At 44.0% G+C, this 15093-nt stretch carries 15 protein-coding genes; 2 read left to right on the top strand and 13 right to left on the bottom strand.

Annotated elements, in window-relative coordinates; genetic code table 11:
* Positions 1–108 precede the first annotated feature (108 nt).
* Both J2T19_RS11700 and J2T19_RS11695 read right to left on the bottom strand, forming a co-directional pair.
* Positions 109–450 carry a cupin domain-containing protein gene (locus J2T19_RS11700; protein WP_307215835.1) on the bottom strand — a complete coding sequence of 114 codons (342 nt, stop codon included), beginning with the start codon at positions 448–450 and terminating at the stop codon, positions 109–111.
* 336 nt (positions 451–786) lie between these two features.
* Positions 787–1656 carry an SDR family oxidoreductase gene (locus J2T19_RS11695; RefSeq protein ID WP_307215833.1) on the bottom strand — a complete coding sequence of 290 codons (870 nt, stop codon included), beginning with the start codon at positions 1654–1656 and terminating at the stop codon, positions 787–789.
* A 371-nt stretch (positions 1657–2027) separates the two neighbouring features.
* Between J2T19_RS11695 and J2T19_RS11690 the strand changes: the two genes are divergently transcribed.
* Positions 2028–3587, top strand: coding sequence for a histidine kinase N-terminal 7TM domain-containing diguanylate cyclase (locus J2T19_RS11690; protein WP_307215831.1), 1560 nt, complete (start codon positions 2028–2030; stop codon positions 3585–3587).
* 316 nt (positions 3588–3903) lie between these two features.
* On the opposite strand, the gene J2T19_RS11685 is transcribed toward J2T19_RS11690, so the two are convergent.
* The 4 genes from J2T19_RS11685 to citZ form a co-directional block, all read right to left on the bottom strand.
* Positions 3904–4329 carry a hypothetical protein gene (locus tag J2T19_RS11685; protein ID WP_307215829.1) on the bottom strand — a complete coding sequence of 142 codons (426 nt, stop codon included), beginning with the start codon at positions 4327–4329 and terminating at the stop codon, positions 3904–3906.
* Between the two features lie 135 nt (positions 4330–4464).
* Positions 4465–5406, bottom strand: a complete 942-nt coding sequence (gene mdh / locus J2T19_RS11680) for a malate dehydrogenase (RefSeq protein ID WP_056695460.1) — start codon at positions 5404–5406, stop codon at positions 4465–4467.
* Positions 5407–5421: 15 nt separating this feature from the next.
* Positions 5422–6714 (bottom strand): NADP-dependent isocitrate dehydrogenase, encoded by a 1293-nt coding sequence (gene icd, locus J2T19_RS11675; protein WP_251382920.1) that lies wholly within the window; start codon positions 6712–6714, stop codon positions 5422–5424.
* A 150-nt stretch (positions 6715–6864) separates the two neighbouring features.
* The gene (gene citZ / locus J2T19_RS11670) at positions 6865–7977 is read right to left on the bottom strand and encodes a citrate synthase (protein ID WP_307215826.1); all 1113 of its coding nucleotides are present in this window, start codon (positions 7975–7977) and stop codon (positions 6865–6867) included.
* A 605-nt stretch (positions 7978–8582) separates the two neighbouring features.
* On the opposite strand from citZ, the gene ytvI reads away from it, so the two are divergent.
* Positions 8583–9701, top strand: a complete 1119-nt coding sequence (ytvI, locus tag J2T19_RS11665; protein WP_307215824.1) for a sporulation integral membrane protein YtvI — start codon at positions 8583–8585, stop codon at positions 9699–9701.
* Between the two features lie 108 nt (positions 9702–9809).
* Here ytvI and J2T19_RS11660 read toward each other — a convergent pair whose 3' ends face one another.
* The 7 genes from J2T19_RS11660 to J2T19_RS11630 all read right to left on the bottom strand — a co-directional run bounded on the left by J2T19_RS11660 (position 9810) and on the right by J2T19_RS11630 (position 14905).
* Entirely contained in the window at positions 9810–10205 is a 396-nt protein-coding gene (locus tag J2T19_RS11660; protein WP_056695468.1) for an FxsA family protein, read from the bottom strand.
* Between the two features lie 5 nt (positions 10206–10210).
* Positions 10211–10714, bottom strand: a complete 504-nt coding sequence (locus J2T19_RS11655) for an acyl-CoA thioesterase (protein ID WP_307215822.1) — start codon at positions 10712–10714, stop codon at positions 10211–10213.
* A gap of 136 nt (positions 10715–10850) precedes the next feature.
* A complete protein-coding gene (pyk, locus tag J2T19_RS11650) occupies positions 10851–12278 on the bottom strand; it encodes a pyruvate kinase (protein WP_145047808.1) in 1428 nt (475 codons plus the stop codon).
* A 106-nt stretch (positions 12279–12384) separates the two neighbouring features.
* Positions 12385–13416, bottom strand: a complete 1032-nt coding sequence (locus tag J2T19_RS11645; protein WP_307215819.1) for an acetyl-CoA carboxylase carboxyltransferase subunit alpha — start codon at positions 13414–13416, stop codon at positions 12385–12387.
* Positions 13417–14310, bottom strand: a complete 894-nt coding sequence (gene accD, locus J2T19_RS11640; RefSeq protein ID WP_307215817.1) for an acetyl-CoA carboxylase, carboxyltransferase subunit beta — start codon at positions 14308–14310, stop codon at positions 13417–13419.
* A gap of 2 nt (positions 14311–14312) precedes the next feature.
* A complete protein-coding gene (locus tag J2T19_RS11635; protein ID WP_156395426.1) occupies positions 14313–14507 on the bottom strand; it encodes a hypothetical protein in 195 nt (64 codons plus the stop codon).
* A gap of 209 nt (positions 14508–14716) precedes the next feature.
* The gene (locus J2T19_RS11630) at positions 14717–14905 is read right to left on the bottom strand and encodes a hypothetical protein (RefSeq protein ID WP_017689496.1); all 189 of its coding nucleotides are present in this window, start codon (positions 14903–14905) and stop codon (positions 14717–14719) included.
* Positions 14906–15093: the final 188 nt, after the last annotated feature.

Here is a 15093-nt window from a genome sequence, read left to right as displayed (position 1 = left end):
TTTATTGTTGATTTATCAAATGTACATCTTCTGATACGTGTACTCGATTATACTTCCGTTCGTTATCCGTTCAAAAATTGACCTCTGGGCTCTCCAATGGGTCGCCATCTAAATTAACTCGATACGATCTCCGCGTGTACCCGGCAGAGAGATGACCAGGAACTCAACATCCGCTGCACTTCGATTCTGCATCTGATGAGGTTCGCCTGGAGGAATCTCTATTCCCTCATGCGTTTCAAGTTCGAATTCCTCACCTTGGAGCTCCATATAGCCTATGCCACTTAAAATGAAAAAAAATTGTCGGCTAACCGAGTGATAATGTCTAATCTCAACTGTTCCCGCTGGCATTCGCTCATGGATGATGCTCAATCCTTCGTTCTGTAGCAAGTGCCATCCATCACAATGATTTCCCCATATATAATGTGATGCATTTTGTTTACTAATCTTCACGGTTGGTTCCCCCTGTCGAATATCTGTTTGTCTATCTTATCACAGATTTCTTTCGACAATATGAGCATTAATACAGGTAAACACTCTATAGTTACCTTTATAATCGCCTTCACTCATAGTTATTGACATCCTGCCATAGATCCAAGGAACAACCTACATATAGAATAGATATCTAGATAAAATATCATGTGATTATTAGGTCTGATGTTGTTCTATGTAAATTCTCTATCGATTCTCAATCTTTTTGTAAGCCACACCTGATATTAAATAGACGTCCCGACCAGCTAGACTGGTAACGGGACGTCATATCTACATTCATCTTAGGTTGAGGTTGCTTTAGCCGTTCACTACTTCGCCGCCATTCACATGCATAACCTGACCACTTACGTAAGAGGAATCATCTGAAGCCAAATATACATAGGCAGGGGCTAATTCGTCAGGCTGTCCTGGGCGCTTCATCGGCTGAGTTGATCCAAATTCACTTACTTTCTTCTCATCAAATGTTGATGGAATAAGCGGTGTCCAGATCGGGCCAGGAGCTACGGCGTTAACTCGAATTCCCTTCTCCACAACGTTCATAGACAAGGAACGTGTAAACGACGTAATCGCACCTTTCGTCGATGAGTAATCGATCAAGGATGGATTGCCTCGGTAGGCTGTAATCGATGTCGTGTTGATAATGGTACTGCCTTTTTTAAGATGTGGCAATGCCGCCTGAGTGATATAAAACATTCCGAAGATATTAGTGCGGAACGTGCGCTCCAATTGCTCAGGTGTAATATCCTCTAATTGTTGCTGTGGGTGCTGCTCAGCAGCGTTATTCACCAGAATGTCAAGCTTACCTAGTTGCTCAATCGTCTGTTGCACGGATTTTTTGGCAAATTGAGTATCACCGATATCACCCGCAATCAAAATGCATTTTCTGCCTTCTTGCTCAACCTGTCGTTTCGTCTCCTCGGCATCCTGATGCTCGTTCAGATACACAATCGCGACATCGGCACCTTCTTTTGCATAAGTAACTGCTACAGCTCGTCCAATACCGCTATCTCCACCCGTGATTAACGCCACTTTACCTAACAATTTCCCTGCTGCTTTATACTCAGGTTTCTCAAACTCGGGTCTAGGATTCATCTCTGATTCGATTCCAGGTTGCTGATTCTGATGTTGGGCTGGCATTGTTTTTTCGGTTTGTGTTTGCGCTGACATGAAGCATGCTCCTCTCATTACTGGATTGGATATTGATTCTCGTCTCACTGTGTAGGATGGCATGAACAGGACAGATTATTCTGATCATGAATCTTCTTCCTGACAACCTCCAACAATGTTGTCTCTAAACTTACTTACCACTGCTCTTCTAAATTAAACAAGGAAATGGTATGGATTAAGCACAACTCGAATGTAATTTTATGTATTTCGATTTTTTTCATTGCATAACAATCTATTCGGTCATAAAATTCGATAAATTTTAAAAAAAGCCCTGTTTCAAATCGTAATTTGTATTCCTATGCCGCTTTGGCTGATGTACAATGTACAGTACAGATGATTTTTAGATATCTTAACGATTTGGAGACCAAACCATGGGATCGAGTATTGATTCATATATAACACTTGTAACGACTTCAGCCGTTTTGAATGTCTTTTTGTGTTTATATTCTTATTTCAGAAGAGCTGAAATTCCCAGTGCTAAAGTATTCATGCTTTATACAGCTGCCCTTTCCGTTTATACCTTTGGGTATGCGATTCAGCTAGCAAGCAATACACTGGAGCAGATGAAATTTTGGACAGTCGTTCAGTATATGGGTATGCCTTTCTCCGCTTCACTTGGCCTGCTCCTTATGATTCAATACACTGGGAAAACTTTATCTCGTAAAGCGACCATTGCCATGTTTATCATTCCTTCCATCACACTCTTCATGGTAGCCACGAATGATTATCACCATCTATATTATAAAGAGGTTTGGCTCAGAACTGACTCTGTTGTTCCGCTTATGGATATTTCCATAGGTCAATGGTATGTTGTGCACGGAGCATTTACCTTCTCTTGTCTGTTATGCGCTTGTCTTATTCTAGTTGCACAATGGAGACATACGAAGAAAATGTACCGCAAGCAATTGCTCACGCTAATCACCTCACAGCTCATTCCAATGGTTGCTGCCTTTGTGTATTTGCTTGGATTAACTCCTGGTGGTATGGATCCGGTTCCGGTGTTAATGTGCGTTACATCTGCGATGTATATTTGGGCTATTTTATCATCTCGCCTTCTTATGATCGTCCCTATTGCCAAAGACAGCATTTTTGAGAGCATGCGTGAAGGTGTACTCGTGCTCGACAGTTCCAATCGTCTTGTAGATTACAATAAAGCTATGCATCTCATGTTGCCTGAACTTGAGCCAGAGATGATCGGGAAACGTTGGGATGATATCTGGCTTAGCCTATCTGGGGAAACCTTTCCCGTAGAGTACTTTAGAGAAGGACTTCAGACCGACTTATACTGGCAATTAGAGGGACATACTGTATGTTATCAGGTTAGAACCTCCTATGTGTTTAATAAGGGCGCTCAGGTCGTTGGAATTTTGATTATGCTCATAGATATCACCGAACAACGTTTTCTTCAAGAGCAACTTAAACAAATGGCCTATTTTGATGGACTCACCAAAATCTATAACCGAACGCAGTTTCTGAACAAAGGGAAGGAAATCTTGAATGAGGCCAAGCTAACTTTTCGGCCGGTAGCCTTTATCTTGTTTGATATCGATCACTTCAAACGAATTAATGATACCTATGGACATGATGTGGGTGATAAAGCAATTATTCATGTTGTCACGGTATGTAATCGTTATCTGAACTCTGAGATACTATTTGCTAGATATGGCGGGGAAGAATTCGTAATAGCTATGCCCGGCGCATCCCTTCAGGATGGTGAGCAGCTTGCTGAACAGCTACGAGTTGCATTGTTCAATGAGCCACTTGAGGTTGAAGGTGTCCTGATCCCACTGACGTCAAGCTTCGGGGTCGCACAATACAACGGGGAAGATGATTCATTAGAATCGTTACTACGAGATGCAGACCATGCGTTGTATGAGTCGAAGCGTAATGGACGGAACGCAGTTTTCGCCTACAACGTCAGTCTCGCTTAATTCACTTAGCTAAGTTAAACTAACTAGTTTCTAGATAGTTTCTAGATCAAATAAGCTTTACTTACACAGATCAATTCTGAGAGCGCATCTTTAAGATCGTACATCATCAATTTTATCAATAGTTAAATACATCTGATCTCGTGAATAGCATAAATAAAAAAAAACAGACAGTCCTAAGGCTGTCTGTTTTGGTTGTATCTTGGTTTGTATGTGCACCTGATATCACCTCAGGTCAGCTTGTCCCATCTTACTGGCACAATCGACAAAGGCATAAAATCAGGTTAGAACGCTTTACGTATTGTAGTAATATTCATTCTTAGATTACGCTGCTATCTACCATGAGATAAACCATAATCAGCAGGAACACAGCCAGCAGTGTACTGAACATACGAATCTTGCCCTGTTCTGGACTTACATCACGGTTGCTTTTCACACCTTCTGCAGCCAAACGCAGCGGTTTACCCATAATTCCACCGATGGCAGCCATTGCAAGCAACAAGACAACCACTACACCCATCCAGAGGTGAGAGTACTCCCCTTTTGTCATCAGGTAACCCCCAGTGAGAAGCTGGATAATCAGTCCATACTGAGCGATACGATTCAAAGATCGAAGTGATGTGAATGCGCCCTCTTGTGCTGCTACATTCAGCTTACGGATTCTACCGACTACGAACGGCAGAATTAGGTAGAAGCCTAACGACAGTGCTCCAACAATATGAAGCAGATACATAATCATTCCCAAAATTTCCATCCTCCTCAATTCATTTCAGTGTGCTATACATCACATACTATTATACTGGGGAACTTATCCAAAAGAAAGAAAACCCCCGGTTTTTCGGGGGTTTTCTCCTTGTTCTTGTTCAAAATCTTTTCAAACTTAAATATTTACAACCGAAATGACATTTCGAACGGACTCAGCAGATTTATCCAGCCCTGCTTTTTCCTCAGCAGTCAGATCCAATTCAAATATTTTCTCGATCCCGTCTCCACCTAGAATCGTTGGAACGCCTAAGAACAGATCGTTATAGCCATATTCACCTTCAAGATAAGCAATAACAGGAATGATACGTTTTTTGTCCTTCAAGATGGCTTCCGTCATTTGCACGAGGGAAGCTGCTGGAGCATAATACGCACTACCGTTACCAAGCAGGTTCACGATCTCACCACCGCCAACGCGTGTACGTTGTACGATCGCTTCAATCCGGTCTGCTGGAATTAACGTATCAATCGGAATGCCTCCAACGCTCGAATAGCGAACAAGAGGCACCATATCATCCCCGTGACCGCCCAGAACGAAACCACGCACATCTTCAACAGATACGTTCAATTCTTGAGCGATAAATGTACAATAACGGGCAGTGTCGAGTACGCCCGACTGACCAATTACGCGGTTTTTGGGAAAACCAAGAGTTTTATACGCTGCATAAGTCATTGCATCTACCGGGTTGCTCAGAATAATGACGATTGAATCAGGGCAATATTTTTTCACATTTTCACAGACGGACTTCACGATTCCCGCATTCGTATTGACCAGATCATCACGACTCATTCCCGGTTTACGGGCAATTCCTGCCGTAATAATAACAATCTCCGAACCTGCAGCATCTTCATAGTTGGAAGTTCCGACGATATGACTGTCGAAGCCTTGAACAGGACTTGCCTCCAGCATATCGAGTGCTTTACCTTTTGTCGGGTTCTCCAGTTGAGGAATGTCTACTAGAACGACATCCCCGAGTTCCTTTTGGGCAAGCATCAGTGCAGTCGTAGCACCGGTAAAACCGGCACCGACTACTGTGATTTTTTTGCGCTGAATAGTCACGATTCACATCTCCCCTTACAGGTTTTTAATGATTTGATCAGCGAATTCAGAACATTTCACTTCAGTTGCTCCGTCCATCAGACGAGCGAAGTCATACGTTACTGTTTTATTGTTAATGGATGTTTCCATACCTTTGTAGATCAGGTTAGCCGCTTCTTGCCAGCCCAGATGCTCAAGCAACATTACGCCAGACAGGATTACGGAACCAGGGTTCACGACATCTTTGTCAGCATATTTAGGAGCAGTACCGTGTGTAGCTTCGAAGATAGCATGTCCTGTTACATAGTTAATGTTAGCTCCTGGAGCGATACCGATTCCGCCCACTTGCGCTGCAAGTGCATCGGACAGATAGTCACCGTTCAGGTTCAATGTTGCGATAACATCAAATTCGCCTGGACGAGTCAATACTTGTTGCAGGGCGATATCAGCAATCGCATCTTTTACGATGATTTTGCCAGCATCTTCAGCTGCTTTTTGAGCTGCATTCGCTGCATCTGTACCCTCTTTATCTTTGATGATATCGTATTGAGCCCAAGTGAATACTTTATCGCCGAACTCTTCTTCAGCCACTTCATATCCCCAGTTTTTGAAGGCACCCTCGGTAAATTTCATGATATTACCTTTGTGTACCAGCGTAACGCTCTTACGGTTGTGATCGATTGCGTATTGTACCGCTGCACGAACCAAACGTTTGGAACCTTCGGAAGAAACTGGCTTGATACCAATACCGGAAGTTTCAGGGAAGCGGATTTTGTTAACGCCCATTTCCTGTTGCAGGAATTGGATAACTTTTTTCACTTCATCGGAACCTTCTGCATACTCGATACCCGCATAGATATCTTCTGTATTTTCACGGAAAATAACCATATCAACCAATTCAGGACGTTTAACCGGGGAAGGTACGCCGTCGAAATAACGCACTGGACGCAGGCATGTGTACAAATCAAGCTCTTGACGAAGTGCTACGTTCAGGGAACGAATACCACCACCGATTGGTGTAGTCAGAGGTCCTTTGATTGCTACGATGTACTCACGAATCGCTTCGAGCGTATCGTTCGGCAACCACTCCCCATATGTATTAAATGCTTTTTCACCAGCAAATACTTCGTACCAAGCGATTTTTTTGCTGCCATCATATGCTTTTTCAACTGCTGCGTCCAATACACGCTTGGAAGCTTTCCAGATATCGCGACCTGTACCGTCACCTTCGATGAACGGAATGATCGGGTTGTTAGGAACCTGCAGTGCACCATTATCGATCTGGATTTTTTCTCCTTCAGTTGGATGAGCGAATTTTTCTAATTTCATAGTTACAATTCCTCCTTGATCGTTGTATGAGTTTAGGTATGATTATACCGCTTGTCTAATCGAGGGAAGGGTCTTTCGTCTTCGACTGACTCTCGTCAATCGAATTCACCCTTCGCCCCATCCTTCATTATTATACTGGTTTTGACGTAATTAGCGAAGCTCGACTGAAATGTACTTCTGTTCTGTTGGTCCAGTGTACTCAGCACGAGGACGAATGATGCGGTTATCTGCGAGCTGCTCCAGAATGTGAGCAGTCCAACCAGATACCCGGCTAATCGCGAAGATTGGTGTGAATAACTCGTGCTCAATGCCTAGCTGTGTATAGACAGATGCAGAGTAGAAGTCTACGTTTGGCTTCAGACCTTTTTGTCCTGTAACCAATTCTTCAATCTTCACAGACATATCATAGAGACGTGTATCATTATTCATGTCGCCCAGTTCTTTAGACATCTTCTGCAGATGTTTCGCACGTGGGTCGCCATTTTTGTACACACGGTGTCCAAAGCCCATGATTTTCTCACGGTTATCCAGTTTCTCCTGAATTGCTGCTTCAAGGCGATCCGGTGTGCCAATCTCATTCAACATCTTCATTACGGCTTCGTTAGCACCGCCATGTAGCGGCCCCTTCAACGCCCCGATAGCGGAAGTCACGCCGGAATAAATATCGGACAACGTCGCAACAGTTACACGCGCTGCAAAAGTGGAAGCATTCAACTCGTGATCCGCATGTAATACGAGCGCTTGATCCAAGGCTTTTACTGCTGTATCCGACGGTTCTTCACCAGTCAACATATATAAAAAGTTTTCGGCAATGGAAGCGCCTTCTTTTGGTGCTACAGGTTCTTTACCTTCACGAATACGAGCGATAGCTGCAACAATCGTTGGCAATTGAGCCTGCAATTTAACCGCTTTGTTCTCGTTCGCTTCAGCCGTCATTTCGTCAGCCTGCTCGTCATATAATCCTAGGGCAGAAATGGCAGAACGCAGAGCTGCCATCGTGCTCATGTTTTTGGGATACAATTTGATTTGTGCAACCAGATCACTTGGGATCGGCGCGTAATCACTCAAACTTTTACGAAGGGATTTCAATTCATCTGCGTTCGGCAATTTACCAAACCACAGCAAATAAGCAACTTCTTCAAAGCTTGCATGCTCTGCCAAATCATCAATATTGTATCCACGGTATGTAAGAACACCGTCTACAATAGAGCTGATCGAGGAGGTTGTTGCAACGATGCCTTCCAGACCTTTGGTAGCTGTCATATTACTCTCTCCTTTATTAAACGAAATCAAAAAACACTAGCCTAATGAAGCTTTCCATAAGCATTCCTGGTGTTGTAAACATTTACATTTCATAAAATAGTAAAGAAGTAAAAATTCGGGTTTATCATCTGTCAATCGATAATTACTTATATAATCATACTGGATTTTGTCGTTTATGTGAACATGACGGAAGCTGTTTTGCACATCAAACATATTTATCGACCCGATAAAGCATTTTTGAAAGCCTTTACACAAACAAGGTTGACATTTTATTCTACACGAATCAATTTCATAAACCACTGGAAATGAAGTTTTGTGAGTAGATATAGACAAATTGAACCATTTTAATCTATTATCTACCCTTGATTGAAGCGACTAAAGGTATTATGAAATTGATTCATATATATAGTTTTAACGTAGTCCTATTCAACTTCTTCTTTTTATTGCTATTATCCCCTGCCATCTGGCATACTCTAGGCAAAAGAACACAAATCTCATGCATTTTCGCGAAATTGGCGTTTCAAAATGTCCTATTTGCTCTATATTAATTAGATACCTTCATGGAACTGGAACTGAATGAACTATTAGATAAGGAGACGTGAGGTTTGGACAGAATTATATTAAAGCGCCTAATGCGCGGATTATGGGTAATTATTGCGACGATTCTCATCGCGGTGGCCATTTATCTGCTGTTTCCCCTGCTGTACCCTTTTGCAATTGCCTGGATCATCGCTTATGCCATGAACCCCCTTGTGAAACTGCTTCAGCATAAAGCACGGTTTCCACGCTGGCTCGCTGTCACTTTATCGCTGATTGTGTATTTCGGGGCAATCGTACTTGTCTTATCGGCTGCTGTAACTCGCATGGTGAAAGAGGTCATTTCATTAACGACAAGTTTCGATCTCCATGTTGATGAAATAAAGGCTGTCTTTATCCGCTGGACGGAGAATGATACGATCCAAAGTTTGATTACACAGATTAATGAATTCTACAAAGAAAACCCAAACTATCAGGAAACGATCAATAGCAACATCAGCAAAACAACGGAGACGGTCGGAACGGCGGTTACGGACCTTGTGACTGGATTCTTCAACGTAATTCTAAATCTACTCACTTCGCTGCCTAATATGGGTGCAGTCCTAATCGTTGTGCTTCTCTCCACATTCTTTATTAGCAAAAGTTGGACCCGTCATAGTATCACCGTATCTGGCTGGGTACCTTCCTCCATCCGTAAACCGATCACTGACATATGGAATGACCTAAAAAAGGCTCTGTTTGGTTATGCAAGAGCACAACTCATCATGATCTCCATTACCGCTGTGTTTGTGATGATTGGATTACTTATTTTGCAGGTTAAGTCTGCTTTCACGATTGCACTTCTTATCGGACTTGTTGATCTGTTACCTTATCTCGGTGTTGGATTAGTGATGGTCCCGTGGGCAGCTTATCTCATTATGAATGGGGATCTGTACCTTGGAATTGGCATATCGGTTATCTATCTGATCGTGCTGATTGCACGACAGATTATTGAACCCAAAGTATTAGCTAGTAGTGTAGGCTTAGACCCTCTTGCCACACTAGTCGGCATGTTTGTAGGGTTGAAGCTATTCGGCGTACTTGGTTTGATCATCGGCCCAGTAAGCCTGGTGATTCTCGATGCATTCAATCGAGCCAATGTGCTACGGGATCTGCGAACATACATCATCAACGGAAGGGTCCGATGATGGGTTCGATGAAGCGTACAGAAAGGTTACTAAGCGTATGAGTAAAGGCTCCACTCGGCAGATGCATCTGCACGGGTGGAGCCTTTTTTGTTCGAATCAATATGATCATTACGGACGGCGATAAAATTTGATACTGCCATTCTTCATTTTTTTCTCAAGCCATCCTAAGAAAAACAGACGATACACCGAACGTGTTAATGGAAACACCAATGTAAACCCGATGAGATCCGTAACAAAACCCGGAATCAATAGCAAGAATCCCCCAACGAAAACAAATAGTCCATCGACCATTTTTCGGCCAGGCACTTTACCTCGTTCCATCTCGGTTTTGGCATCCACAAGCACTTTCCGTCCTTCAAATTGCAGCATTGCTATACCGATCAAGGACGTGAGAATCATAAGAAGCAGCGTCTTTCCCGCTCCGATCCAGTCGCTCATAAGAATAAAACCAAACAGTTCAATAACCGGAACGATGAGCAGTACAGCCCACATCCATCTACGCATTCGTATTACTCCTTTCCTGAGAGCCACACTTTCTCAAGTGCACTGTAGAGCTCAGAGGCTACCTTATCCAGCCTTACTACCTTCCAGTCGCCGTTCACCCATACATGTTGAGTAGAGCCTGTGACTAATCGTTCTCCTGGTCTAGATTCATCAGATGACCACACTCGCTGCCCTATGCTGTTGACACCATTGTCTGCAGTCACTCGTCTTACATCATATTCGTAATTCAGTCGTAGACCGCTAAATGCAGCAATTCGGGTGAAAATCACAATTTCATCATCGTACCTTGCAGGTTTATGATATTTCACATCCAGCCCGGTTACCGGAAGCAGTAACCCCTGTTCCTCCATTTTACGATATGTATACCCCATTTGGCGAATCATCTCAGTTCGACCGATCTCAAACCAATTTAAGTAGTTAGCGTGATAAACTACACCCATCTGATCACTCTCTTGATAACGCACGCGGAGGTTCGCCGCGTACCAATTTCCTGCTCCATTTTGCTCCATGAGGTTACTCCCTTCGTTATACGAGTCTGAATGTGTTATGGTTGCACATCGGTATATAGATGGAAAAAAGCAATGGGACATATCATGCCCCATTGCTTCATTCCTGTTCTTAACATCATTAAATCCATTCCAACAATTAAGCTTGGTTTGGAATTTGGCTAACTTTGATCAGGTTCGTGGAACCGGAACGACCCAAAGGTACACCAGCTGTAATAACAACCAGGTCGCCTTCTTTAACAAGTCCGGATTTCACTCCGCCTTCGATTGCATTTTCAAACAATGCATCTGTGGAATCAACCAATCTACCTTTGACAGGTGTTACACCCCAAGCCAGTGCGAGACGGCGGGAAGTTCTGTCTTCTGTTGTTACAGCGATAATTGGTGACTCTGGACGATATTTCGAGATCATACGTGCTGTATGTCCTGATTCAGTCGAAGTAATGATCGCTTTTGCGTTCAGATCTTGAGCTGACAATGCAACCGATTGGCTGATTGCTTCAGTCACCGTTGTTTGTTGAGCAACACGTTGCTTCAGGTACAGCTCTTGGTAAGGCAGAGCAGATTCTGCTTTTTCAGCGATACGAGACATTGTCAGAACGGATTCAACTGGGTATTTACCCGCAGCTGTCTCACCAGACAACATGATTGCATCTGTACCGTCAAAGATTGCGTTAGCCACGTCACTTGCTTCAGCACGTGTTGGACGTGGGTTACGTTGCATAGAATCCAGCATTTGTGTAGCCGTGATAACCGGTTTACCTGCAACGTTACATTTTTCGATCATACGTTTTTGTACCAATGGTACTTCTTCAGCAGGAATTTCAACACCCAGGTCTCCACGAGCAACCATCAGACCGTCAGACACTTCAAGGATTTCGTCCAAGTTGTCGACACCTTGTTGGTTCTCAATTTTGGAGATGATTTGGATATGTCCAGCATTATGCTTTTCAAGCAATTCACGAATCTCAAGTACGTCACTAGCTTTACGCACAAAAGAAGCCGCGATGAAATCGACACCTTGCTCGATACCAAATACGATATCGTTAGCATCTTTTTCAGTGATACCCGGCAGAGAAATAGCAACGCCCGGAACGTTAACACCTTTTTTGCTCTTGATCGATCCACCGTTAACGATACGGCATTTGATCTCGGTGCCTTGCACTTCCACCACAGTCAGTCCGATCAGACCGTCGTCGATCAGAATTGTAGATCCCGGCTCAACATCATTTGGGAGATCTGCATACGTAATGGAAAGACGTTCTTTGGTTCCCAGAATCTCTTCTGTTGTCAAAGTGATGTACTCATCTTGAACCAATTCGATTGGCTCAACTTCGAGTTTACCTGTCCGAATTTCCGGTCCTTTGGTGTCCAGCAGGATCGCTACTGTTTTGTTCAGTTCTTCGCATGCTTGGCGAATCGCTTTGATCCGTCCGCCGTGCTCATCGAAATCACCGTGGGAGAAGTTCAGACGGGCCACATTCATACCGGCCATAATCAATTTTTTCGTGTTTTCCAGTGATTCACTGGATGGGCCAATCGTACATACAATTTTCGTTTTGCGCATTTTGGGTTTCCTCCGATTTTAAAAGGTCTCTCTGTATATATCTTTTTCTTTTTCCAACTATTAAATTTACTATACTTTGGTTCATTTGTATAGGAAATTCGTCACATCATTCAGCATTTCCCGACAAATTATTCACTACATCCACTTCTACAGGTGGTTGAGGAGCTTGATCTGGGACTGGAGATTCAAATGTAACCGAGCCAATCTTACGGAACTTCTCATAGCGATCCTGCTTCAATTGGTCGCTGCTCCACCCTTTCATCTCATCCAGATGACGGATTAGCGCCTCATGAATGGCTGCCGCAGATGCTTCATAATCCCGGTGAGCCCCGCCACGAGGTTCAGGTATGATATCCTCAATAACGTTCATTTCCAGTAGATCTTTGGCAGTAATCTTCATGGCTTCTGCAGCCTGATCTGCCTTCGTTGCATCCTTCCACAGAATCGAAGCTGCTCCATTCGGAGAGATCGCTGAGTAGATGGCATGCTCCAGCATGAGCACACGGTTACCTACGGCTAGTGCAAGTGCGCCACCGCTTCCGCCCTCACCAATAACGACAACAATAACTGGCACAGACAGTTTGGCCATCTCCATTAGGTTACGAGCAATAGCCTCCGATTGACCTCTCTCTTCAGCAGTATTACCCGGATACGCCCCTTTAGTATCAATAAACGTAATAATTGGACGTCCGAATTTGTCAGCTTGTTTCATCAGACGAAGCCCTTTCCGGAAACCTTCCGGATGAGCGCTCCCGAAAAAGCGGGCGATATTGTCTTTTGTATCCTTCCCCCGCTGCTGGCCGATGACGGTAACTGTTTTGCCATCTAGCTTCGCTAATCCACCAACAACAGCCAGATCATCGCCAAACATACGGTCACCGTGCAGCTCAATGAAATCCGTAAAAATTAACTGAATTAGATCGAGGGCTGTTGGTCGCTGCTGATGCCGAGCCAGATGCATTTTCTGAGCCGCTGTGATGCCAGAGTATATTTCTTCTTCCAGTCTATGATAACGTTCCTCCAGACGCGCAATCTCGTCTGTGAAGTCGATGCCTTTTTCCTGACCGAACTGTACGAGCTCTTCAATCTTTTTGCGCATCTCAACCAGAGGCGCTTCATATGGCAACTCACCCGCCATTTAGACCCCTCCTTTTTCACTATGCATATCTAGAAGCTTGGCAAGGGTTGTACGAAGTTCTTTCCGGTGAACCACCAAGTCCAGCTGTCCATGCTGCATATTAAATTCTGCTGTTTGGAAATCATCAGGCAGTTTCTGACGAATTGTCTGTTCAATAACAATTCTACCGGCAAAGCCAAATACAGCTCCCGGTTCAGCAATGTTAATATCGCCTAAGCTCGCAAAGCTCGCCGAAACACCGCCGGTAGTCGGATCTGTAATCACTGAAATATACAGGCCGCCCTGTTCATCTAATCGGGACAACGCTGCACTTGTTTTGGCCATCTGCATCAAGCTGAGAATACTCTCCTGCATCCGAGCACCACCCGATGTAGAGAATATAATAATAGGCAGACGCTTCTCTGTAGCATATTCAATAGCACGGGTAATTTTCTCTCCTACCACTGAACCCATACTACCTGTAAAGAAGTCAAAGCTCATAACCGCTACTACAACAGGTAAGCCTTCTATCGTCCCCTCACCTGTAATAACAGCTTCCTTCAAACCGGATTTCAGACGTTGTTGCTCCAGCTTGCTGCTATACCCTGGAAAGCCAAGAGGATCAACTGATACCATATCCGCATCATGTTCCATGAATCCTTGCTCATCCAAAATCATCCCGATACGCTCCATGGCGTTAAGACGCATATGGTAACCACAAGAAGGACACACCTTCAGGTTTTTCTCTAATTCCTTACTATATTGAATCGTGCCACACTTGCTGCACTTGTTCATTAGCCCTTCAGGTATTTCTCGTTTTGGGCGCTCACTCACTTCCTGACCTTCGCCTTGAAGCGCACGCTCGGAAGGTATGGTGGCGTACTTCCTTTTCTTCTGGAATATATCTTTGAACACAACTACACCTCTCCAGCCGTTGATTTGATTAGCCGCAACTTGCAGTTATCGTCAATGACGACTTCTCCGCGTACGACGGTAAACCGCTTACGTCCCACAAGCTGCCGTGGGTCTTGTCCAGCACTCACAACAAAAAAATCCACCGGCATAAGGCAAGGATCAGCGGCTTCTGTCAGCACGATTGATGTTACCTGCAATTACCGAAAGATTGTTGCGCCGATGCTTAAATCTATCTTGGTAGGGTCTCCGAATGCAACGAGATCGGTTCTTGTCCTAACAAAAAAAGAAGGAAGGACAGCAGCATACAGCACATGCAAGTCGATTCCTCTCTCTCCGCTTACGCGGTCAGCCTTATGTACCAATGGTACTTTCTCATTCGCCAAGGCGTGTGTCTGATGTTGAACGATCAGGAATGCAGAATCGAATTCAGCACTTCCTGGACTTCTTCCAGTTCCCCTGAAGGAACGCGAATCTCAAATTGCTGTTTGGATAAACTGATGGGACGGGTCTGTACCAGAAAACCTTCTTCCGAAAGCTTGGTCTTGATCTTGTCCGCAACCTTTGCCGTCGGTGCAATGTAAATCACCGTCCACATACCATGTCCGCCCCCTAAGCTAATGTTCAGAGCCCGTATATTGGACTAATGATAACATACCTCACTTTTTTTCTGCAAGAAAGGGTTCAGGATCTATCGGCAGAAAACAGGATTATGAGGGATATTTGCTCCCCAAAGACACCTGATACGGTCAACAGAATGTTTGCAATTTGAAGTGTTGAGTACGC

The organism is Paenibacillus tundrae (assembly GCF_030812775.1).
Lineage (GTDB): Bacteria > Bacillota > Bacilli > Paenibacillales > Paenibacillaceae > Paenibacillus > Paenibacillus tundrae_A.
Note: the sequence above shows the minus strand (reverse complement) of the source record. Positions and strands in the feature narration are given on the sequence as shown.